This window comes from Kocuria sabuli, from assembly GCF_040981185.1.
GTDB classification, from domain to species: domain Bacteria; phylum Actinomycetota; class Actinomycetes; order Actinomycetales; family Micrococcaceae; genus Kocuria; species Kocuria sabuli.
This window is the reverse complement of the sequence record NZ_JAVHZE010000001.1, coordinates 61,941-84,872: the sequence shown is the minus strand read 5'-3', so window position 1 is coordinate 84,872 and position 22,932 is coordinate 61,941. Positions and strand designations below refer to the sequence as shown.

General features: G+C 67.0%; 19 protein-coding genes and 1 tRNA gene. 15 read left to right on the top strand and 5 right to left on the bottom strand.

Annotation, left to right across the window (positions count from 1 at the left end; translation table 11 throughout):
• Nucleotides 1–56 precede the first annotated feature (56 nt).
• The 15 genes from proB (at nt 57) to RE027_RS00300 (ending at nt 14,859) form a co-directional block, all read left to right on the top strand.
• Nucleotides 57–1,310 (top strand): glutamate 5-kinase, encoded by a 1,254-nt coding sequence (proB, locus tag RE027_RS00370; RefSeq protein WP_368806257.1) that lies wholly within the window; start codon nt 57–59, stop codon nt 1,308–1,310.
• Complete coding sequence (locus RE027_RS00365) at nt 1,307–2,662, top strand: glutamate-5-semialdehyde dehydrogenase (protein ID WP_368806256.1); 1,356 nt, start codon at nt 1,307–1,309, stop codon at nt 2,660–2,662. Before proB ends, RE027_RS00365 begins: the two co-directional genes overlap by 4 nt.
• Nucleotides 2,663–2,785: 123 nt before the next feature.
• Entirely contained in the window at nt 2,786–3,034 is a 249-nt protein-coding gene (locus RE027_RS00360; RefSeq protein WP_368806255.1) for a hypothetical protein, read from the top strand.
• A gap of 120 nt (nt 3,035–3,154) precedes the next feature.
• Nucleotides 3,155–3,781 carry a nicotinate-nucleotide adenylyltransferase gene (gene nadD, locus RE027_RS00355; RefSeq protein WP_387919329.1) on the top strand — a complete coding sequence of 209 codons (627 nt, stop codon included), beginning with the start codon at nt 3,155–3,157 and terminating at the stop codon, nt 3,779–3,781.
• On the top strand, nt 3,781–4,656 hold the full coding sequence (locus RE027_RS00350; RefSeq protein ID WP_368806254.1) for a hypothetical protein: 876 nt from the start codon (nt 3,781–3,783) through the stop codon (nt 4,654–4,656). Before nadD ends, RE027_RS00350 begins: the two co-directional genes overlap by 1 nt.
• 90 nt (nt 4,657–4,746) lie before the next feature.
• Entirely contained in the window at nt 4,747–5,181 is a 435-nt protein-coding gene (gene rsfS, locus RE027_RS00345; RefSeq protein WP_368806253.1) for a ribosome silencing factor, read from the top strand.
• Between the two features lie 115 nt (nt 5,182–5,296).
• Nucleotides 5,297–5,372: transfer RNA gene (locus RE027_RS00340), tRNA-Ala, on the top strand.
• Between the two features lie 219 nt (nt 5,373–5,591).
• Nucleotides 5,592–6,809 (top strand): formaldehyde dehydrogenase, glutathione-independent, encoded by a 1,218-nt coding sequence (gene fdhA, locus RE027_RS00335; RefSeq protein ID WP_368806252.1) that lies wholly within the window; start codon nt 5,592–5,594, stop codon nt 6,807–6,809.
• Between the two features lie 107 nt (nt 6,810–6,916).
• Entirely contained in the window at nt 6,917–7,987 is a 1,071-nt protein-coding gene (locus RE027_RS00330) for an App1 family protein phosphatidate phosphatase (RefSeq protein WP_368806251.1), read from the top strand.
• A gap of 58 nt (nt 7,988–8,045) precedes the next feature.
• On the top strand, nt 8,046–9,521 hold the full coding sequence (locus tag RE027_RS00325; protein WP_368806250.1) for an aldehyde dehydrogenase family protein: 1,476 nt from the start codon (nt 8,046–8,048) through the stop codon (nt 9,519–9,521).
• Between the two features lie 296 nt (nt 9,522–9,817).
• A complete protein-coding gene (nrdH, locus tag RE027_RS00320) occupies nt 9,818–10,054 on the top strand; it encodes a glutaredoxin-like protein NrdH (RefSeq protein ID WP_368806249.1) in 237 nt (78 codons plus the stop codon).
• Nucleotides 10,055–10,149: 95 nt separating this feature from the next.
• Nucleotides 10,150–10,635 carry a class Ib ribonucleoside-diphosphate reductase assembly flavoprotein NrdI gene (gene nrdI, locus RE027_RS00315; RefSeq protein ID WP_368806248.1) on the top strand — a complete coding sequence of 162 codons (486 nt, stop codon included), beginning with the start codon at nt 10,150–10,152 and terminating at the stop codon, nt 10,633–10,635.
• Complete coding sequence (gene nrdE / locus RE027_RS00310; protein ID WP_368806247.1) at nt 10,632–12,791, top strand: class 1b ribonucleoside-diphosphate reductase subunit alpha; 2,160 nt, start codon at nt 10,632–10,634, stop codon at nt 12,789–12,791. The genes nrdI and nrdE overlap by 4 nt, the downstream gene beginning before the upstream one ends.
• 100 nt (nt 12,792–12,891) lie before the next feature.
• Nucleotides 12,892–13,890 (top strand): class 1b ribonucleoside-diphosphate reductase subunit beta, encoded by a 999-nt coding sequence (gene nrdF / locus RE027_RS00305; RefSeq protein WP_368806246.1) that lies wholly within the window; start codon nt 12,892–12,894, stop codon nt 13,888–13,890.
• 68 nt (nt 13,891–13,958) lie between these two features.
• Nucleotides 13,959–14,859 (top strand): IS5 family transposase gene (locus RE027_RS00300; RefSeq protein ID WP_368806245.1). Its coding sequence is split into 2 segments (ribosomal slippage): nt 13,959–14,315 and nt 14,317–14,859, totalling 900 coding nucleotides; the frame shifts between segments, so codons are not numbered across the junction.
• A 671-nt stretch (nt 14,860–15,530) separates the two neighbouring features.
• On the opposite strand, the gene RE027_RS00295 is transcribed toward RE027_RS00300, so the two are convergent.
• From RE027_RS00295 to RE027_RS00275, 5 genes are all read right to left on the bottom strand, one after another.
• Entirely contained in the window at nt 15,531–18,923 is a 3,393-nt protein-coding gene (locus RE027_RS00295) for a DEAD/DEAH box helicase family protein (protein ID WP_368806244.1), read from the bottom strand.
• A 312-nt stretch (nt 18,924–19,235) separates the two neighbouring features.
• Nucleotides 19,236–19,511, bottom strand: a complete 276-nt coding sequence (locus tag RE027_RS00290; protein WP_368806243.1) for a restriction endonuclease — start codon at nt 19,509–19,511, stop codon at nt 19,236–19,238.
• Between the two features lie 101 nt (nt 19,512–19,612).
• The gene (locus RE027_RS00285) at nt 19,613–19,969 is read right to left on the bottom strand and encodes a winged helix-turn-helix domain-containing protein (RefSeq protein WP_368806602.1); all 357 of its coding nucleotides are present in this window, start codon (nt 19,967–19,969) and stop codon (nt 19,613–19,615) included.
• Between the two features lie 80 nt (nt 19,970–20,049).
• Entirely contained in the window at nt 20,050–21,219 is a 1,170-nt protein-coding gene (locus RE027_RS00280; RefSeq protein WP_368806242.1) for a restriction endonuclease subunit S, read from the bottom strand.
• Nucleotides 21,216–22,736, bottom strand: coding sequence for a type I restriction-modification system subunit M (locus tag RE027_RS00275; protein ID WP_368806241.1), 1,521 nt, complete (start codon nt 22,734–22,736; stop codon nt 21,216–21,218). Before RE027_RS00275 ends, RE027_RS00280 begins: the two co-directional genes overlap by 4 nt.
• Between the last annotated feature and the right edge of the window lie 196 nt (nt 22,737–22,932).

Here is a 22,932-nt window from a genome sequence, read left to right as displayed (position 1 = left end):
CACGACGAACGACCGACCTGCCCACCGACGCCCACCGGACGAGGAAGACGCACAGGATGAACGAGCAGACGAACGAGATCGACGTCGAGCGCCTGGAGGAGGTCGCGGAGAAGTCCGCGGTCCAGCTCAGCAGCGAGAACCGCGGGAAGAACCGGCGCAGCCCGATCGAGCGCCGCGAGGACATACCGCGCGCCCACCGCGTGGTGGTCAAGGTCGGCTCGTCGTCGCTGACGTCCATCGAGAGCTCGATCGACGAGCAGGCCGTGCGGACGATCGTGGACGCCCTGGGCCTGACCAAGGCGCGCGGCATCGAGATCGTGTTCGTCTCCTCGGGTGCGATCACGGCGGGCCTGGCGCCGCTGGGACTGTCCCGGCGGCCCAAGAACCTGGCCGGCAAGCAGGCCGCCGCCGCCGTGGGGCAGGGGCTGCTCATGGGCCGCTACATCGAGTCCTTCGCCCGCTACGGCGTCACCGTGGGCCAGGTGCTGGTCACCGCCGAGGACCTCATGCGGCGCAACCACTACCAGAACACGCACCGCCAGATCGAGCGGCTGCTCGACTTCGGCGTGCTGCCGATCGTCAACGAGAACGACGCCGTGGCCACGCAGGAGATCAAGTTCGGCGACAACGACCGGATCGCCGCCCTGATCGCCCACCTGATCAAGGCGGACGTGCTGCTGCTGCTCTCCGACGTCGACGCCCTCTACACCAAGGACCCCCGCCATGGCGGGGACCGGATCCCGGTGGTCAACGACCCCATCAAGGACCTCGAGGGCGTGCAGATCGGGTCGATCGGCCGCGCCGGCGTCGGCTCCGGCGGCATGGTCACCAAGGTCCAGGCCGCCCGGATCGCCGCGGCCTCCGGCATCCCCGCGCTCGTCACCTCGGCGCAGAACATCACCCGGGCGCTGGACGGCGACGACGTCGGCACCTGGTTCGCGACGTCCGGCGGGCGGCGCAACGTCCGGCTGCTGTGGCTGGCCCACCTCGCGGACATCAAAGGCTCCCTGACCCTGGACCCGGGCGCCGTCGACGCGATCCGCGACCGCAACTCCCTGCTGGCCGCCGGGGTCACCGGGGTGTCCGGGATCTTCGAAGCGGGGGAGCCCGTCTCGCTGCGGGACCAGGACGGCCAGGAGATCGCGCACGGGCTGACCAACTACTCGTCGGACGAGATCCCGCCGATGCTCGGCAAGTCGACCTCGGTGCTGGCGGAGGAGCTCGGGGACGACTACAGCCGGGAGCTCGTGCACGTGGACAACCTGGTGGTCCTGCGCGCCCGCGGCGCGCGGACTAAACTGAAGAAATGACTTCCGCCGCACACGATTCCGTGACCACCGACGAAGCCACCACGACCCGCAAGGCGGTCGTGTCCGACCACGGCATCATCGCCACCTTCGGGGAGGACCCCGTCGCCGGTGTCGCCGCGATGGCCGACGACGCCCGGGACTCCGCCCGCGTGCTCGGCCGCGCCACCCGGGCCTGGAAGGACCGGGCGCTGCTCGCCATCGCCCACCGGATCGAGCGCAAGCAGGACGTCGTGCTCGCCGCCAACGCCAAGGACCTCGAGCGGGGCCGGGCCGACGGGACCTCCGAGGCCCTGCTGGACCGGCTCAAGCTCGACGCGCAGCGGATCACCGGACTGGCCGAGAGCCTGCGGGAGCTGGCCGCGCTGCCCGACCCCGTGGGCGGGTTCGTCCGCGGCGGCACCCTGCCCAACGGCCTGCGGATGCGCCAGGTGCGCGTGCCGATGGGCGTGGTCGGGGCCATCTACGAGGCCCGCCCCAACGTGACCGTCGACATCGCCGGCATCGCCCTGAAGTCCGGCAACGCCGTGCTGCTGCGCGGCGGCTCCGCCGCGGAGGAGAGCAACCGGGCCCTCGTGGGAATCATCCGCGACTCCCTCGCCGACGTGAAGCTGCCCGTGGACTGCGTCCAGAGCGTCGACGAGTACGGCCGCGACGGTGCGAACGCCCTGATGGCCGCGCGCGGCAAGGTCGACGTCCTCATCCCGCGCGGCGGGCACGGGCTGATCCAGTCCGTCGTCCAGAACGCCAAGGTCCCCGTCATCGAGACCGGTGAGGGCAACGTCCACCTCTTCGTCGACCGCTCGGCGTCGAAGGACATGGCGGTCAAGCTCGTGGTCAACTCCAAGACCCACCGCACCAGCACCTGCAACACCACGGAGACCCTGCTGCTGCACAGCGGGTTCGAGCACGGCGGGGCCGTCCTGGCCGCTCTCGACAAAGCAGGGGTGACGCTGCACGTGGACGCGCGCGCCGAGGCCATGCTGCCGGCCGGCAGCCACCACGTGCGCGCCACCGACGAGGACTGGGGCACGGAGTACCTGTCCATGGACCTGGCCGTGAAGGTCGTCGACTCCCTGGACGAGGCCCTCCGGCACATCGACCGGTGGTCCACCCGGCACACGGAGGCGATCGTGACCAACGACCTCGCCGCCGCCGAGCGGTTCGTGGCGGAGATCGACGCCGCCGCGGTCATGGTCAACGCCTCCACCCGGTTCACCGACGGCGGGCAGCTCGGCCTCGGCGCCGAGATCGGGATCTCCACCCAGAAGATGCACGCCCGGGGGCCGATGGGCCTCGAGGAGCTGACCACGACCAAGTGGATCGTCCAGGGCGACGGGCACGTCCGCTCCTGAGCTCCGCACGCGGCGGGCCCGCCGCGGATTCAGTACGATGAGAACCGTCCGGGCCCGCCGGCCGAGGCGGCACGGGCCGCTCACCGATCACCGGCCGTCGTGCCGGCAGCAGAAGGGATCCCCATGTTCCAGCAGTCCGTCACCACCGTCCTCGCGGCAGTCGAGGGCGGGCACGCCGCCGCCGAGGCCGGGATCCCTCCCGTCGTCTGGGGGGTCTCCGTGTTCATCGCGCTGATCGGCTCGATGATCGTGGCGCTCTCCTTCGCCAACCGCGGGCTCAGCCCGGAGGTCGGCCAGCACCAGGACCCCGCGGACCTGCCGGCCGACGAGCAGGCGCTGCTCGCCGAGTACGACGCCAAGCGCCACGGCTGAGCCGGGAGCCCCTTCGTCGTGACGACCGCTGCACAGGATGCCACCGCCGCCTTCCGGGACCTGCCCGGGACGGGGACGGCCGTCCCGCCCCGCAGGCCGGGGAGGGCCCGGCTGGGCGTCATGGGCGGGACGTTCGACCCCGTCCACCACGGCCACCTCGTGGCCGCCTCCGAGGTGGCGGAGGAGTTCGACCTCGACGAGGTCGTGTTCGTGCCCACCGGCCGCCCGTGGCAGAAGGCCGCGAACGCCGTCAGCCCCGCCGAGCACCGCTACCTCATGACGGTGATCGCCACGGCGTCCAACCCGCGGTTCACCGTCAGCCGGGTCGACATCGACCGCAACGGCCCCACGTTCACCGTGGACACCCTCCGGGACCTGAAGCGGCAGCGCCCGGAGGCGGACCTGTTCTTCATCACGGGCGCCGACGTGATGGCGGAGATCCTGACGTGGAAGGGCGCCGAGGAGCTCTGGGAGCTCGCCCACTTCGTCGGGGTCACACGTCCGGGCCACGACCTCGCCGCGCCCGTGGGGTCCAGCGGGGTGCACCTGCTGGAGGTCCCGGCCATGGCGATCTCCTCCACGGACTGCCGCACCCGGGTCGCCCAGCACAAGCCGGTCTGGTACCTGGTGCCCGACGGCGTGGTGCAGTACATCCACAAGCACGGCCTCTACCTCGGTCCCGAGGAGAGCGCGGAGGCCGACCGCGTCGGCGGGCACCCGCGCTCGGTCCCGGCGAAGGTCGTCTGATGGCCGGCGACGACGGGACGAGGGACGCCGCCGGCGCGCCCGAGCCGCCGGGCCCCGCCGGGCCCGCCCCGATCATCGACCTCGGCGGGGATGCCGTGCCGGTGCGCCCGGTCAAGCCCCTCGGGCCGCGGCGCCTGGCCCGCCTGCAGCGGGAGCTCGCCGAACGCGCCCGTGAACTCGAACAGTCCGGCGGGGACCCGGCCGATCCGGACCTGCTCGAGAAGCAGCGCCGGTTCGCCGAGCTCGCCGCCGGGGCGGAGGCGGCCAACGCCGCGTCCGCCGGCCGGACCGGCGACCCCGAGCCCGTCACCCCGCAGTCCTCCGGACCGGCACCCGCGACCGCGGAACCCGCACCTGTGGAAACCGCACCCGCGGAACCGGCCGAGCAGATCACCGTCGTCTTCCCGGGCGCCGACGCCCCGGCCGGCGCCGACGGGCACGTCGGCCACGACCCGGTGCACGTCGACCCGTCCCTGTTCAGCAACCGGCTCGCGCCGGAGGAGCTGGCCGCGCTCACGCACATCGAGATCCTCGCCCCCGCCGAGCACCACGGCTCGCACGCGGCGGCGCCCGAGGATCCCGGCGACCCGGGCGGACCGCCGGCGGACCCGCCGGAGCCCGGTGACCCGATCGAACCGCCGGAACCCGGTGACACGCACGGGCCTCCGGCGGACCCGCCGGAACCCGCCGCGGCGTGGCCCGCGGCCGAGGAGGAGCCGGAACCCCCGGCTGCTCCCGTGCCCGCCACCGCGGCCGGAGGCCTCGAGCTGCTCGAACCGCGCGAGTACCGGCGCCGGGCAGGGGGCCCCTGGCTGGTCCTGCTGCTGGCCCTGATCGCGGCGCTGACCGTGGTCCTGGTGCTCCTCGTGCTCTGAGCGCGACTGCTTCTTCCTGTTCATCATCCGTTCGTTCGACCCCGCCCCTGCGAGGGGCGGAACCTCCGGTCCGCCGGGAAAGGATCCTCCTTGACTGTCAACGATTTCTCCCTGTCCATCCTCCAGGTCGCGGCCGCCGCGGCCGACGCCAAGCAGGCCCACGACATCGTGGCCCTCGACGTCAGCGAGGCGCTGGGCATCACCGACGCGTTCCTCGTCGCCTCCGCCTCCAACGAGCGACTCGTCAACGCCGTGGTCGACGAGATCGAGGAGAAGCTCGCCGAGCGGCTCGAGCTGCGCCCGATCCGCCGCGAGGGCCGCTCCGAGGGCCGGTGGGTGCTCCTGGACTACGGCGACGTGGTGATCCACATCCAGCACGACGAGGACCGGGCCTTCTACGCCCTCGAGCGGCTGTGGCGGGACAGCCCGGTGGTGGCCCTGGGGCTCTCCGAGGACGCCGCCGGCACCTCCTCGGAGGAGTCCGCGCAGGCCTCGCCGACCCCCGCCGCCGACGATTTGCCTTGATCCGGATCAGCTGTCTACTATGAATGCGTTGCCCAGCGGGGCGCAGGATCAACCGAAAAAGGATGACCGAAAAGGGAACTCTGAGGTTGTGATAGCGTACCGGAGGTAACGACCTGGGGCTGTGGCGCAGCTGGTAGCGCATTTGCATGGCATGCAAAGGGTCAGGGGTTCGAGTCCCCTCAGCTCCACCAGGACGAAAGAGCCCGTTCCGCATCGCGCGGGGCGGGCTCTTTTGCCGTTCCCCCATGCTGGGCGTTCCCCGCGATCTGCCCGGCATCCCTTCCGCTCGTTGACGCGTCCTGTTAGCGTCGGCACCACCGGCGGCCGGCCCCGTGACCCTCGTCACACCGTGTCGGACTCCGTCGGAGACGCGAACATCTCAGCGGACATCCTCAACGGAAGAGGTCATGATGGCAGGGAACAGAGCGGTCGCCTACAAGGGCCCGGGCAAGGTCGAGGTCATCGACACCGAGTACCCCGAGTTCGAGCTCAAGGACGCACCCGGGATCAACACCGCCAACATCGGCCGGAAGGTCCCGCACGGGGTCATCCTGCGGACGGTGAGCACGAACATCTGCGGCTCCGACCAGCACATGGTCCGCGGCCGCACCACGGCGCCCACGGACCTGGTCCTGGGCCACGAGATCACGGGCGAGGTCGTGGAGTGCGGCCCGGATGTGGAGGTCATCAAGGTCGGGGACATCGTCTCCGTGCCGTTCAACATCTCCTGCGGCCGCTGCCGCAACTGCAAGGAGCGCAAGACCGGGATCTGTCTCAACGTCAACCCGGACCGTCCCGGCTCGGCCTACGGCTACGTGGACATGGGCGGCTGGGTCGGCGGTCAGGCCGAGTACGTCCTGGTGCCCTACGCGGACTGGAACCTGCTGAAGTTCCCGGACCGGGACCAGGCGCTGGAGAAGATCATGGACCTGACCATGCTCTCCGACATCCTGCCCACCGGCTACCACGGCGTGGTCACGGCCGGGGTGGGCGTCGGCTCCACCGTCTACATCGCCGGCGCCGGACCGGTGGGGCTCGCGGCGGCGGCCGCGGCGCACCTGCTCGGGGCGGCCGTGGTGATCGTGGGCGACATGAACGAGGAGCGTCTGGCCCAGGCCCGCAGCTTCGGCTGCGAGACCGTGGACGTCTCCCAGGGGCCGCCCGCGGAGCAGATCGAGCAGATCCTGGGGGTGCCCGAGGTCGACTGCGGCGTGGACGCCGTGGGCTTCGAGGCCCGCGGGCACGGCAAGGACGCCTCCCACGAGGCCCCGGCCACCGTGCTGAACTCGCTCATGGACATCACCGCCGCCGGTGGGTCACTGGGCATCCCGGGCCTCTACGTCACCGGCGACCCGGGGGCGGTCGACGAGGCCGCGCAGAAGGGGTCCCTGTCGATCAGCCTCGGCACCGGGTGGGCGAAGTCCCTGTCCTTCACGACCGGCCAGTGCCCGGTGATGAAGTACAACCGGCAGCTGATGATGGCGATCCTGCACGACAAGATCCAGATCGCCAAGGCCGTCAACGCCAAGGCCATCCCGCTGGAGGACGCCCCGAGGGGCTACGCCGAGTTCGACGCCGGCGCGGCCACGAAGTACGTGCTCAACCCCAACGGCTACATCAAGAACTAGCCCGCACGCCGACGACCGCCCGCGGGGCGGGGCAGGCCGGGGAACCGGCCCGGCCCGCCCCGCGGGCGCCGCCGTTTCCTGGGCGCCCGCTGTGGAACACTGGACGCATGGCGAGAAAATCGAACAGCTCGGACCTCCTGCAGACCGTCGACCAGGTCACCGAGGAAGCCATCAACGTCGGCTACCGCCTCGAGCAGCGGTTCCACCGGTTCCGGCAGCGCCGCGCCGAGGGCCGGGGCGACATCCCCGTCATGGTGGCCTTCGAAGGCTACGGCTCCCAGCACCACGTCCGCGTGCTGGGCCGGGCGCTGCTGAAGACCCGCGGGCTGATCGAGTCGACGGACGAGAGCGCCGAGTCCATCCGCGGCTGGCGCTCGTTCACCTCCGTCCCCATCGCCTTCGCCCACGTCAACGTCTGGATCGACGACTACGAGTTCCACCTCGTGGCGGACAAGGGCGGGGTGGTCGACGTCGACCTGCAGGTGTCCCTGCCCCCCGGCGAGCACACCGTGTGGATGCAGACGGAGGGCTCGGACGTCGTCGAGGCCCGGGTCTTCGTCGTCACCGACGAGCAGCGGATCGGGGTGGTCTCCGACGTCGACGACACGGTCATGGTCACCGCCCTGCCCCGGCCCATGCTGGCGGCCTGGAACTCCTTCGTGCTCAACGAGCACGCCCGCACCCCCACCCCGGGCATGGCCGTCATGATGGACCGGCTGCTGCACCGTCACCACGAGGCGCCGTTCGTCTACCTCTCCACGGGGGCCTGGAACGTGGCGCCCACGCTGCGCCGCTTCCTCACCCGCAACGCCTACCCGGCCGGGGCCCTGCTGCTCACGGACTGGGGGCCCACCACGGACCGCTGGTTCCGGGCGGGCTCGGCGCACAAGGTGCACAACCTCGAGCGCCTGGCCCGGAACTTCCCGCACGTGCGCTGGATCCTCATCGGCGACGACGGCCAGCACGACCCCGAGATCTACAGCGGCTTCGTGCACCGCTATCCCGAGCACGTGGCCGCGATCGTGATCCGCACCCTGTCCCCGGCCGAGGCCGTGCTGGCCGGCAACCCGCTGGTCAACGAGGAGCGGCGGGTCAGCATCCCCGAGGGCACGCTGTGGATCGAGGGCAACGACGGCGCCTCGATCTCCCGCCAGCTCGCCGAGCACGGCCTGCTCTGAGCGGCGGCACGGCCCGCCGCCGGGCTGGCACGTCCGAGCGGGGCCCTACGCTGGGCCCATGACGAGCACCCACAGCACCCTCGCCGCCCCCGCCCCCCAGGACCTCCCGGTCACCGAGGACTTCTCGGCCGTCGACGCCGCCGTCGCACGGGCCCGGAGGGCCTTCGTCCCGGACCTCGACCTCGAGGCCCGCCTGGACCGGCTGCACCGGCTCGAGGACCTCCTGCGCGAGAACCGCGCGGCGCTCGAGGACGCCCTGGCGGCCGACCTCGGCAAGCCCCCCGCCGAGGCGTGGCTGACCGAGATCGGCTTCACCCTCGAGGAGATCACCGGGATCCGCAAGGAGCTCGGCCGCTGGGCCGCCCCGGTCCGGGTCCCGGTCCCGCTGAGCCTGGCCCCGGCCCGCTCCCGGATCGAGCACCAGCCGCTCGGCACCGTGCTCGTGATGGCACCGTGGAACTACCCCGTCCAGCTCGTGCTGAGCCCGCTGGCCGGGGCGCTCGCCGCCGGCAACACCGTCGTCGTCAAGCCATCCGAGGTCTCCGCGAGCGTCTCGGCGGTGCTGGCCGAGCTGCTCGAGCGGTACCTGGGGGACTGCGTCAGCGTGGTGGAGGGCGGCGTGCCCGAGACCACGCGCCTGCTCGAGCACCGCTTCGACCACGTCTTCTACACCGGCAACGGGGCGGTCGCCCGGATCGTCATGGCCGCCGCCGCCGAGCACCTGACCCCCGTGACCCTCGAGCTGGGCGGGAAGTCCCCGACCTGGGTGGACGGCTCCACCGACCTGCGGGCCGCCGCGCGGCGGATCGTGTGGGGGAAGTTCCTCAACGCGGGCCAGACCTGCGTGGCCCCGGACCACGTGCTCGGCACCCCCGGGACGCTCGCCGCCCTCGAGCCCGAGCTCGTGCGGGCGGTGACAGAGCTCTACGGGGAGGACCCGCGCCGCAGCGACTCGTACGGGCGGATCGTCACCGAGCGCCACCTCGAGCGGCTCACCGGCCTCCTGTCGCAGGTCCCGGCCGAGGACGTCGTCTGCGGCGGCCGCGCCGGGCCGGGGGAGCGCTACCTGGCGCCCACGGTCGTGCGCTCGGCGCCGGACGGCCCGCTCATGGCCGAGGAGATCTTCGGGCCGATCCTGCCGCTCGTGCCGGTGCGCTCGGCCGAGCACGCGGTGGAGCTGATCCGCTCCCGGGACAAGCCCCTGGCGCTCTACGTGTTCTCCGAGGAGAAGGCGGTCAAGGAGCTGTTCCGCCGGCGCACCTCCTCCGGCGGGCTGGCCTTCAACGCTCCGCTGCTGCAGCTGTCCAGCCCCGGGCTGCCGTTCGGCGGGGTGGGGGAGAGCGGTACCGGCGCCTACCACGGGAAGTTCTCGTTCACCACGTTCTCCCACGCGCGGGCGGTCCTGGACAAGCCGCTCGCCCCCGACACCCTGCGGCTGGTCTACCCGCCCTACCGGGGCCTGCGGGCCCGGCTCGCCGCCGCGGCGCTCGGGCGGCGCCGGTCCCGCCGCCGACACGCCGTGACCGAAATTTAATTCCGTCCACCGGCCGCGGGTCCCCGGCAGCGCACAGCCTGTGCACAACGGGACCCCGTCGGCGGAATTCCGCGACCCCCTGCGCAGGCCCCTGTGGATGGCCGGGGCCCGCCCTGGGGATAGCGAGAGAGGAGCTGTGGACAACCTCCACCACTGCATCTAGGGGTCGCTTCCCCTCCCGGCCACTAGATGTAGTATTGAAATCAGCCAGCCGGAGAGACCCCTTCACCCCCGCAGACTCTGCGGAGACCCCGGATCTCCCCCGAAGACCACCCGAACGACCAAGGGGAACAGCGATGTCCGTGACCGTGTACAGCAAGCCGTCCTGCGTCCAGTGCAATGCCACCTACCGGGCCCTGACCAAGAAGGGCATCGAGTACGACGTCGTCGACGTCACCGAGGACGAGGCCGCCCTGGCCCACGTCCTGGCCCTGGGCTACCAGCAGGTCCCGGTCGTCGAGACCTCCACCGAGCACTGGTCCGGCTACCGTCCGGACAAGATCTCCTCCCTGGCCGTCCTGCTCTCGGCCTGAGGACCGGCACGCCGCCCGCTTCCCCGCGGCGACCCGGACCCGGACCCCGGAGCAGGACCACCGGCCACCGACCCACCCCGGAGCGCGGAAGCACCATGAGCACGAAACACCCCGGCACCGTTCTGCAGGGCCACGGAGACGCCTCCGCGGCGTCGGAGCCCCGCGTCCCCCTGGTCGTCTACTTCTCCTCGGTCTCCAACAACACGCACCGCTTCGTCGAGAAGCTCGACGCCCGCACGGTGCGCCTTCCTCTTCTGACCGGGGAGGAGCCCCCCGAGATGACCGAGCCCTTCGTGCTGGTCGCCCCGACCTACGGGCGGCCCAACGGCAGCGGGGCCGTTCCGCCCCAGGTCGTGAAGTTCCTCAACCGGGAGGCCAACCGGCGGCTGCTGCGCGGTGTCATCGGCGCCGGCAACACCAACTTCGGGTCGACGTTCTGCCTGGCCGCGGACAGGATCGCGGCCAAGTGCGACGTCCCCGTCCTCTACAAGTTCGAACTCATGGGCACCCCCGAGGATGTCCGCAAGGTAAACCAAGGATTGGAACAGTTTTGGCGACAATTTCCGCAGCTCCGGGCGTGAGCGTCGAGCCCGGCCACGAGGACAAGCGCGTTCCGGAGAAGTACCGGGGACTGAGCTACCACGAGCTCAACGCCCTGCTGAACCTCTACGACGCGGACGGCAACATCCAGTTCGACGCCGACCGGCAGGCCGCGCGGCAGTACTTCCTGCAGCACGTGAACAACAACACCGTCTTCTTCCACGACCTCGAGGAGAAGCTCGACTACCTGGTCTCGCACCAGTACTACGAGCCCGAGGTCCTGGCGAAGTACAGCATGGACTTCATCAAGGAGCTCTCCAAGCGCGCCTACGCCCAGAAGTTCCGCTTCGAGACGTTCCTGGGCGCGTTCAAGTTCTACACGTCCTACACGCTGAAGACCTTCGACGGCCAGCGCTACCTCGAGCGCTTCGAGGACCGCGTGGTGATGGTCTCCCTGTACCTCGCCGACGGCGACGAGACCCTCGCCACCCAGCTCGTGGACGAGATCATCTCCGGGCGCTTCCAGCCGGCCACCCCCACGTTCCTCAACGCGGGCAAGCAGCAGCGCGGCGAGCTCGTCTCCTGCTTCCTGCTCCGCATCGAGGACAACATGGAGTCCATCGGGCGGTCGATCAACTCCGCGCTGCAGCTGTCCAAGCGCGGCGGCGGCGTGGCGTTCGCGCTGACCAACATCCGTGAGGCCGGGGCCCCGATCAAGAAGATCGAGAACCAGTCCTCCGGCATCATCCCGATCATGAAGCTGCTGGAGGACTCGTTCTCCTACGCCAACCAGCTCGGGGCGCGCCAGGGCGCGGGCGCGGTGTACCTGCACGCCCACCACCCGGACATCTACAGCTTCCTCGACACCAAGCGGGAGAACGCGGACGAGAAGATCCGGATCAAGACCCTCTCCCTGGGCGTGGTCATCCCGGACATCACGTTCGAGCTGGCCAAGAAGAACCAGGACATGTACCTGTTCTCCCCGTACGACGTCGAGCGCGTCTACGGGATGCCCTTCTCGGACGTCAACGTGAGCGAGAAGTACCACGAGATGGTCGCCGACGGGCGGATCCAGAAGAAGAAGATCAACGCCCGCGAGTTCTTCCAGACCCTCGCCGAGGTGCAGTTCGAGTCCGGCTACCCGTACGTCATGTTCGAGGACACCGTGAACCGGGCCAACCCGATCGACGGCAAGATCATCATGTCCAACCTGTGCTCCGAGATCCTCCAGGTATCCCAGCCGTCCACGTACCACGAGGACCTGGACTACGACGAGGTCGGCAAGGACATCTCCTGCAACCTCGGCTCCCTCAACATCGCGCTGACTATGCAGTCCCCGGACTTCGGCCAGTCGGTGGAGACCGCGATCCGGGGCCTCACCGCGGTGTCGGACATGTCCAACATCAACTCGGTGCCCTCGATCGAGCGCGGCAACCAGATGTCCCACGCCGTGGGCCTGGGGCAGATGAACCTGCACGGCTACCTCGCCAAGGAGCACATCCACTACGGCTCCGAGGAAGGCCTGGACTTCACGAACATCTACTTCTACACGGTCACCTACCACGCGGTCCGCGCGTCGAACGAGATCGCGAAGCAGCGCCGGGCCACGTTCGCCGGCTTCGAGCGGTCCCAGTACGCGTCGGGGGAGTACTTCAGCAAGTACACCGACCGCGAGTGGGCCCCGGCCACCGGCCGGGTCCGGCAGCTGTTCGCCGAGGCGGGCGTGCACATCCCCACCCAGGCGGACTGGGAGCAGCTGAAGGCCTCGGTCATGGAGCACGGGATGTACAACCAGAACCTGCAGGCCGTTCCGCCGACCGGTTCCATCTCCTACATCAACAACTCGACCTCCTCGATCCACCCGATCGCCTCGAAGATCGAGATCCGCAAGGAGGGCAAGCTCGGCCGCGTGTACTACCCGGCGCCCTTCATGGACAACGAGAACCTGGAGTACTTCCAGGACGCGTACGAGATCGGCTACGAGAAGATCATCGACACCTATGCCGCGGCCACGCAGCACGTGGACCAGGGCCTGTCCCTGACCCTGTTCTTCAAGGACACGGCCAGCACCCGCGACATCAACAAGGCGCAGATCTACGCGTGGCGCAAGGGCATCAAGACGATGTACTACTCCCGGATCCGCCAGCTGGCGCTCGAGGGCACCGAGGTCGAGGGCTGCGTCTCCTGCATGCTCTGACCGCCGGCCCCGGCGGCCACCCCACACTCCCCGCGCGCGTCCGCAGGACGCGCGCGGGGGTCCACCCCTTTCGAGGAAGACTTCGAGGAAGACACAGACCATGACTCTCGAGAAGAGCGAGAACGTCGAGCAGACGGCGCTGGACATGCTCCGCGCCGAGGCCATCAACTGGAACCGCGTCGGCGACGACAAGGACTCCGAGGTCTGGGACCGCCTGACCGCCAACTTCTGGCTGCCGGAGAAGATCCCGCTGTCCAACGACGTCCCGTCCTGGAAGACGCTGACCGCGGACGAGCAGCAGCTCACCATGCGGGTCTTCACCGGGCTGACGCTGCTGGACACCATCCAGGCCACGGTCGGCGCCGTGTCCCTGATCCGGGACGCCACGACCCTGCACGAGGAGGCCGTGTACACCAACATCGCCTTCATGGAGTCGGTGCACGCGAAGTCCTACTCCTCGATCTTCTCGACGCTGTCCTCGATGAAGGAGATCGACGAGGTCTTCCGCTGGGCGAAGGAGAACCCCTACCTGCAGAAGAAGGCCGAGATCGTCATCAAGTACTACCAGGGCGACGACCCGCTGAAGAAGAAGGTGGCCTCGACCCTGCTCGAGTCCTTCCTCTTCTACTCCGGGTTCTACCTCCCGATGTACTGGTCCTCCCGGGCGAAGCTGACGAACACCGCCGACCTCGTGCGCCTCATCATCCGCGACGAGGCCGTGCACGGCTACTACATCGGCTACAAGTTCCAGCGGGCCCTGGCCCAGGAGCCCCAGGAGCGCCAGGACGAGCTGAAGCTCTACACCTACGAGCTGCTCGAGGAGCTCTACGAGAACGAGGTGCTCTACACGGAGTCGCTCTACGACGCCGTGGGCTGGACCGAGGACGTCAAGAAGTTCCTGCACTACAACGCCAACAAGGCCCTCAACAACCTGGGCTTCGAGGCGCTGTTCCCCAAGGAGATGACGGCCGTGTCCCCGGCGATCCTCTCCGCGCTGTCCCCGAACGCCGACGAGAACCACGACTTCTTCTCCGGCTCGGGCTCCTCCTACGTCATCGGCAAGGCCGTGAACACGGAGGACGAGGACTGGGAGTTCTGATCCCGTGTGAGATGCCGGGCTAGGGCATGTCTCTTTAATGGTGTGAGCATCTCTGTCACGCTGGTCGCATGTCTCGTACCTCGGTGCTGACCGATGAGCAGTGGGAACGGATCCAGCCTCTCCTGCCTTCCTCCGAAGGGCGGCGCGGTCGGCCTTTCCGCGACGACCGCCCGGTAGTGGAGGGCATTCTCTACCGCTACCGGTGCGGGATCGCCTGGCGGGATGTGCCCGAGCAGTTCGGGCCCTGGCAGACGGTGTGGAAGCGCCACCGCCGCTACAGCGAGGACGGGACCTGGGACAAGGTCCTGGGCGCGCTGCTGACCGACGCGCAGAAGGTAGAACTGATCGACTGGGCGGTATCGGTGGATTCGACGATCAACCGCGCCCACCAGCACGCCACCAACTTCGGCCGCCACACAGGGGGATGCGTCGAACTACACGAATCTGCTCACCGAGCCGGCTGACCACGCGGTGGGCCGCTCTCGCGGGGGGCTCTCGACCAAGATCCACGCCCTGGTCGACGGGGCCGGGCGGCCCCTGGTGGTGCTCGTGGGCCCGGGCCAGGGCGGAGACTCCTCGATGTTCGGCCACCTGATGGCCCGCCTGCGGGTGCAGGGCCGGCGGCCCGGTCGACCTCGGACCAGGCCCGACCGGCTGCGGGCGGACAAGGCTTACTCCTCAAGGGCGATCCGGGCCCATCTGCGCGCCCGCAAGATCACCGCGGTGATCCCCGAACCGGCCGACCAGCAAGGTCACCGCGCCCGCCGCGGTTCCCGGGGTGGGCGGCCGCCGGCCTTCGACGCCCATGACTACAAGGGCCGCAACGTCATCGAGCGTTCCTTCAACCTGTTCAAGCAGTGGCGAGGCCTCGCCACCCGTTACGACAAACTCGCGCTGACCTACCGAGGCGGGGCCGTGCTGCGGGCCATCACCATCTGGCTCAAAGCCCTATTAGGAGACATGCCCTAGTTGGCCAAACCACTGGTAGTTGGCCAAACCGGCCGACCGAGTTGGCCAACTGGTCGTCTAGTTGGCCAACCCATGCCTGAAAAGGCAGACCGTACGGTGAGAGCTGGTCCCTGAGCGCGGGCCGCCCCGGCGTTCAACTAGGGACAGAGATCAGCATCAAGCTTGGCCGCAAGGCCAACAAAAACGGGGTGGCCCTGTTAGTGCAGGGCCACCCCGAGCCGGGCCAAAGACCCGATGCCTGGTACGGCGTCGACCAGTCTACGCGAGTCGTCAGCGCCCCCACCACGGGGCGTGCTTGGGCCCGGCGCAACCTCTCAGGAGGTGGCGATGGCACGAAGTGTCAATCGCAGCGCCCGTACCGGGCGATTTGTCAGCAATGCGGCCGCGGCCAGGTGGCCCGGGAAGACGACCAATGAGGCCGTTGGCCCGGGTACCAGCAACAAGCGGACGGTGACTCGCTCGGCGACGACCGGGCGCTTTGTGCCGAAGGCGCGCGGCGACAGTGATCCTGGCGGAACGATTCGCCAGCGCGTCTGACAATGGAGGGCCCGGCTGCACAAGCAGCCGGGCCCTTTCCTACTTATCTGTACCAGTAGTCACTAGCTTGGATTGACAGTTGAATCCGCTGTGCACATATCAGTTGCTCACTGTCGGAGAACTAATTATTCGAGCTACGCGGTTTCTCCGAGGGCGTCCCCGGACGCCTGGGGATTCGCGCCTCCGAAACGATCGACGACGGCAAAAATACGGTTGACGGTGTCCTCGGCGAATAGATCCTCGGGACCGTGGGGTGCGATCTCCGTGTACGGAGCCTCGTAGAGCGCGGCGGCGTCCATGTGGCCGCCGCGGGTGAGCTGGGCGATGAGCATGTTCAGCAGTTTCAGTTGGCGCGTGTTCAATGTGCTTTCGGAGATGAACTCAGCGAACGCCTCCTGGACAGCTTGCGGGTCCAGGCCGACCAGGGAGCGGATGAATCCAGCGAGGTCGCCCGCGGTGGCGCGTTCCATGTTCTCGCGGGATCCCGCACCACTTTCCAGGAGCATCTCCTCGAGTGCTTCAAGGTCGAGCGTCGTCAGCGCCCGTCCGTGGCGCAGCCTTTGCATGGCGATGTGGTCGAGGTGTCCCTGCAGATGGAGCGCCACACGCTGTCGGTAGTAGGACACGTCGAATACCGGCTGTTTCACGCCCTCCAGATCGATTCCGGTGAGTTCACCGCGGACGTCCGCAAAATTGGTGTAGACGAGGTTGCGCTTTCGTTTCTCGATCAGGGGCACGAGGTCCCGCAGCTTGCGTCTGACCGTTTCCAGCCAGAGCGGGTCCACGGCGGTCCACGTCCCGTCATCGGTTCCCATCTCCACGACGGCGTCGATCACGTGCAACTGCGCCGCGATCCTCGGGATATTCCCCTGGTCCTGGAGCGCCGCAGCGATTTTCACCAGCTGCGCCCCGAGCCGCGCCAGTCCGGCTGTGTCGCCGGTCAACGCCGCCAGCTCCGCCTGCAGAACCAAGAGATCGAAACGCCTGGACTCTTCCTCGCCTTCGCCGGGCACCACGGCGGCCAAGGGGGCGAGCTCCTGGTCGGCGATGGCTGCGTCGGTGTCGGTCAGCTTCTCCCATGTCGAGTCCTGGGCGAAGCGCTCCACGGCCGCCACATGGGGCCTGACCAGAAAATTGTGGCGGGGCAGCCCGCGCATGGTCGAGCCCAAGTGCGACACGAGATCGGTGCGGAAGCCATTGTCGTATCCGGGCTCCGCGGCCACACGTAGCAGCTGGACCCGGGTGGCGAAGGTCCGTGCGGCCAGTGAGCGTCCCAGCACGGCGTCAGGTGCGGAGAGCCCGGCGTTGAAGAACTCGGCGTTGCCGCACACATCGAGGATGAGGAAGTCGGTTTTGGACTGGCCGGGGCCGTAGAGGTCTGGCTGAAGTCGGGTGCCGCGGCCAACCATCTGCCAGAACTTCGCCTTGGACCGTACGGGTTTGAAGAACAGCAGGTTCACCACGTCGGGCACGTCGACGCCCGTGTCGAGCATGTCGACGCTGACGGCGACCTGTGGGTCTTTGGCGGGATCGGAGAAGTCGTCGATGAGCCGTTGCGCGTAGTTCACGCTGTGGGTGATGACCCGGGCGAGGTTCCCGGCCTGGGCAGGATAGTTGGCGTCGAAGCGGTCGACGATGAACCTGGCGTGGTCCTGGTTGCGGGCGAACACGATCGTCTTGCCGAGCTTGTCGCCGCCGGCGACCTTGTGCCCGCGTTCCATCAGCACTTCGAGCACCTTGTCCACGGTGTCGGCGTTGAACAGCCATTTGTTCAGGTTGGGGGCGGCGACCTCGTCGGGCACCAGCCCGTCCTCGTCCCATTCCTTTTCGTCCCACTCCGCCTGCTCTTCGGGGGAGAGGTCGTCGTAGCGGATGCCTTGGCGCATGAACCCGACCGGCACGTCGATCACCCGGGGCGGCACGAGCCAGCCCTCGGTGACGGCCTCGTCGAGTTCGTACGCGCTGGTGGGATTGTTGTTCTCGATCCCGAACAGGGCGTAGGTGTTGCGATCGACCTCGCTGTGCGGGGTGGCGGTCAGCCCGATCACCAGCGCGTCGAAGTAGGCGAAGATCTGGCGGTACTTCTGGTAGACGGAGCGGTGGGCTTCGTCCACGACCACCAGGTCGTAGTAGCCGACCCCTCGCCACTCCGGGCCGGTCGCCTTCCCTTCGGTCGAGGCGTTGATCAAGTTCATCATCGTCGGATACGTGGAGAGATGGAACCGGCTCCCCGACCCCTCGTCGGTGCCCAGAATCGCCGGTGAAGAGCCGGGAATGAGGTTTTTGAAGGCGCGGGAGGCCTGCGTGACCAAGGCGTTCCGGTCGGCGAGGAACAGCACCCGTTTGACCCACCGGTTCTCGCTCAGCAGCTGGGTCAGTGCCACCACTGTGCGGGTCTTTCCCGTGCCAGTGGCCATGACCAGTAGTGCTCGGCGGCGCTTGTCGGTGTCGAAGGCCTCCGCCACGGCGCGGATGGCTGCCTGCTGGTAGGGGCGGTCGGCGATGCCGGCAGGAATGGGCGCTTCGGCCAATGGATGACGTTGGGTTCTGCGGTCGACCATGAGCTGGAGTTCGTCCCGGGTGTGGAAGCCCAGGACCTCCCGCTCTGGGTAGACGGTGTCCTCCCAGAGCCAGTGCCGGTATCCGTTGGAGTAGTAGATCACCGGGCGCTGCCCGTAGGCGCGCTCGAGGCAGTCGGCGTAGTACTTGGCTTGTTGCTGGCCGACGTGGGGATCTTTGGAGGATCGCTTGGCCTCCAGCACGGCCAGAGGCTTCCCGTCCGCGCCCCACAGCACATAGTCCACAGCGCCGTGACCGTCCAGGGTTCCGGCTGCCGTCGGCATGGTGTGGACCGGGAACTCGCGCACGTTCGGCGCCACGACGTCCCAGCCGGCCTCGGCCAGGTAGAGGTCGATGTACTCGCGGGTCCCGGCCTCGTTGTAGTCGTGCTCGTCCGGGATCTTCTCGTTGGCCTTCTTTGCGGCCTCGACTTCGACCTGCAGCGCTTTGATACGGGCCTCGTAGCCAGCCTCTTTGAGGGCGGCCTCTTTCAGCGCGGCGTCCTTCGCGTCGAGCCTGCTGGCGAGAGCCTCCGCCTCTGCCCTCGTCAGTTGCACGACCCCGGAGGCCGGCTTCGGCGCGAGCAGCGCCGCGTCGAAGGTAATGCCCAAGAGAGGACGGGTGGCAGGGTCCGTGGCGTAATGCGAGGCCAACCAGACGGTCACGTGGAACAGTTCGGAGACGATGTGGCCGGAGATCTGCGTGCTGACCGGCTGGTTCCCATGGATGCCTTTGTTGGCGACCTTGCGGATGGCGTGCATTTTGTCTCGGACCATGGTCGGGACCAAGGCTTGGAACTGGTGCTCGGTCAGCCGATTGTTCAGGTCATCTTTCAGTGGCACGCGCAGGGTCGGGTCGGCCGTGTAGAGCCAATCGACCAGGGTTTCCAGTGCACGCCGGGCATACAGCAGTGAACTTCGCGGGTCCCGCAACGCGTAGGTTTCGGCGGCCCGAGCGTCGCCGAACACGCCGGGCCACTGGACGGACAGAAACCCATAATTGGACACGGGTCCACCACCGTTTGCGCCTCGTTCCATTCCCTGCCCTTCAGCCCCGTCGAACAATGCAACCTCATGCTAACCAACGATTGCTGACACCGGATTCCCCGGGCGTAAGCGCACGTCAGCGCGAATTAACAATTGGCCGGAGCGGGCACTGCTCTATTCGAAGAAGTCTTCGTCGATGTCCACCACGTCGTAGTTCTGCTTCACCTGGACTCCGACGCGGTACTTGATCATGAGCGAGACCAGGCGCCTGCCATCGATGAGGATCACCCTGGTCTAAATGTTCTTCGTACAATCGCGGGCGTTCTGGGTGACGGTGCTGGTGGTGATGAAAACCCCGCGACCAGCCCCGTATCCGTGCAGCGCTCCGATGAACGCTTGGATGGTCTCGCGGCCGATGCTGCTGCCCTCGGCGTATCGCTTGGCCTGTACGTAGACCTGTTCGGGGCCTAAAGCGTCCTGGTCGACCACCCCGTCAACACCGCCATCGCTGGAGCCGCCGATGCGCCGACCGGGCTGCTCGGCACCGCCATATCCCATAGCTAGCAACAACTGGATGACGCTTCCTCGAAGAGATCTGGATGGATGTTGCGTAGCCGCATCAGGAAGGCGTCACCGATCTCGGTCGTTATGCGGTTGATGCCGCCCTCGATCTATTCGATCGGGTCCTCCGCCATGGCCTTGGTTTCCTCCGTTACTACGCCGGGGCGCGTCTTCTCAGCATCAAACCAGTACGGAGCAAAAACCCGGTTGGCTTCAGAGCAACTCCTGATGCCTTCCGGGTTATCGGCGAACCATGCCCGGCCGGTCTCGGTGATGCGGTAGTTGGCCCGGGACGGACGTTCGATGATTCCGGCCTTGTTGAGATTGTTGATCGCCCAGCCGAGCCGCTGTTTCGAGCGAAACTCTCCGGAGTGGAGCGCTTCGGCCCGCGCGTCGTCCGACAGGCCGGCCGCGTCGATCGCACGTCCCACGATGCGCCGGTGCAGCGTGCTCCCGTCGGCCAGCACCGCCAAGACGTGGCACACAAAAAGGGGTCAGATCGGCACCTCAGACTCCAGGAGTTTGGCGGTTGTCGCCGCCATTACGTTTAACCCTTAAATGCGCGGTCTTGCAACGACAGGAACAAGTTTTCAAGTTGGCCCAGTTGGGCGCGATGCGTGGCCTTCAGGCTCTGGATTGCGGAAACTCGCCCTGCAAACTCCTGCTGCAGGCCCATCGGGGGTAGCGGGAAGCTGATCGACCTAAGAAGAGTTTGGTTCACCTTGAATGTACCGTTCGTAGTTCGGGATCCTTGCGCAATTTGCCCCCGGACATCCGGGCTATCCCAGACTGCCTGCAAAAACGCTGGGTCCACGATGTCTGTATTTATATCTCCCGAGATAATCGTGTCCGGAAAACCAACTTCGTCCGAGATTTCTCGGACAATTTTACCCTTACCGACGAGCTCTTTATTGCCATTCCCCCGACAGATAAGAATCTGACCCGGTCGAACGATCTGTGTGGTTCGGAAATCGTGGTCAAAAAGTCCAACTTTCTTTTGGGTCAGATCAAGTTCCGATCCCGTAATAGCGCTCAAAGTTAGAACTTCGCCCCTTACGGTACCCGACGTGGACGGCGAAAGACCGTTCCTAAGGCCATTCCGGAGCACATCAGAAAGGGTGGATTGTAAAGCGGCGTTAGAGTCGTCAAACATCGCATGAAAAACGGACTGGCTGAGAGCGTCAAGGTGATTGATGGCCTCGCGGCACTTGGCACGGAGGGCATCGACCTTGCCGAGGATGTCGGCGATACGGCGTTGCTCATCCAGTGAAGGAAGTGAAACGCTTGTGGCTTCCAGATCAGATTTGCGGATAGACGGAACAGTCGTGGAAGAGGCTATATCATAAAGCTTAATAGTCTGCATGAGTCGGAATAGATATTGTGGATTCACGCCATTTTTGGGTACGGCCGCCATCGCATTGTTGTCGATTATCATAGGGCATCCGGCCATGACTCGATGTTCCTGGCGGATGGCCTCGCCAATTTTTGCAAATAAGGTACTACCTGGCGGAACGGGTCTGGATTTAAGTCGCGCAAGATCCATCTCATCAACGTAGTGATCTGCAGTATCTAAAACGATTAAACCCGAGCGTCCAGCCCTAGATATATCTCCAACTTTAGCGAATGGATAGTCACCGCCAGTTCGCCCCTGAAATTCTCTTGGAAATCCAAACCCTGCGCGGAGGTCAGCAATCATCCCAAGTTGTACACAATTCACGCCAGCAGCCCCTTCAGCTCCGCGAGACCCTTGGCGATGTCTTCGTCGATCTGTTCGATGTCGGAAATAATGTCCGTTGGGGTGCGGTGTTTGATAATTTCGTACTTGATTTCTTTGTACCGGTTGACGGACAGGTCGTACCCGTTCACCGCGATCTCCGCCTTCGGGACCATGAAGGATCGCTCGGTGCGCGCACGATCGAGTTCCGCCGTCATACGTTCCTCGCCGAGTTCCCCGCGGAGGGCGCGCCAGCGCTCGAGAACGTCGGGTAGGTCGGAGGTGGCGAGCGGGGCACGCTTGTCATCCAGGCTGAATCCGTCGGAAGCCACCTCATAGAACCAGACGTTTTCCGTGCCGCCGGAGTTTGTGCGGGTGAAGAAGAGTACCGCGGTGGACACGCCCGCGTAGGGCTTAAACACACCGGAGGGCAACTTGACCACGGCTTCCAGTAGCTGGTTCTCCACGAGCTCTTCGCGCAACTGCTTGTGCGCGTTGGAGGAGCCGAAGAGCACGCCGTCGGGCACGATGACTGCGGCGCGGCCGCCGGGCTTAAGCAGGCGGAGAAAGAGGGCCAGGAACAGGAGCTCGGTTTTCTTGGTCTTGACGACCTTGAGCAGTTCCTTGGAAGTGTTCTCGTAGTCCAGACTGCCGGCAAACGGCGGATTGGCCAGGACGACGTCGTACTTCTCCTCGTCGGCTGAGTGCAGGTCGGCGAGGGAGTCGCGGTTCTCGATGACCGGGTTTTCGATGCCGTGCAGCAGCAGGTTCATGGCGCCGATGCGCAGCATGGTGGAGTCGAAGTCGAAGCCGTGGAACTGCCTGTTGTTGAAGAACGCGCTTTGGGTCGGGTCGATCATCAGGTCCCGGTTGTGTTCACGGAGGTGCTCGCCGGCCGCCATGAGGAAGCCACAGGTCCCAGAGGCCGGGTCGCAGATCGCCTCCATCGGTTTCGGGTCGCGCATCTCCACGAGGAGCTTGATGATGTGGCGCGGGGTGCGGAACTGGCCGTTGGTCCCGGCAGTGGCGATCTTGGAGAGCATGTACTCGTAGAGGTCGCCCTTGGTGTCGCGGTCCTCCATGGGAATGTGATCGATCAGGTCCACTGCTTTCTGCAACACGTGGTCCTTGGTGATGGTAAAGCGAGCATCCTTCATGTGGTGGCTGTAGGAAGAGTCGCTGCCGTCGGACTGGCGGGTGAGCTCCTCTCGCAGGAAGGGGAAGATGCTTTGGCTGAAGACCGTGAACATCTCGGTCTTGCCGAAGTTCTTGAACTTCGACCAGCGCAGGTCCTGGTATGAGCGGCCGAACTGGTCCGTGCCCTCGGGGAAGATCGGGCGCTCAACGGGTTTGCCCGTGCGGGCGGCCTTGCGCTCGGCGGCAATCTGCGCGTCGTCCAGGCGCTTGAGAAAGAGCAAGTACGTGATTTGCTCGATCACCTCCAGAGGGTTGGAGATGCCGCCGGACCAGAAGGCGTTCCAGACGCTGTCGACTTGGGACTTGAGCTCACCGGTAATCACGGCCTCCAGCCTATCCGCTGGGATGGACGGTTCTGCCCCAGCTGTGGCAGCTGAGCCCGATGATGATGGATGGGACAGCATGATGGCGGGTCTCCTCCCACACCACCCTCGAAGCTGGAAAGACCTGCCCCAGTCCGGTCCCTCCTGCGTGCTTCGTGGACAGGTTGGGCTCAGTCGGATGGTGCTTTGTTACGAG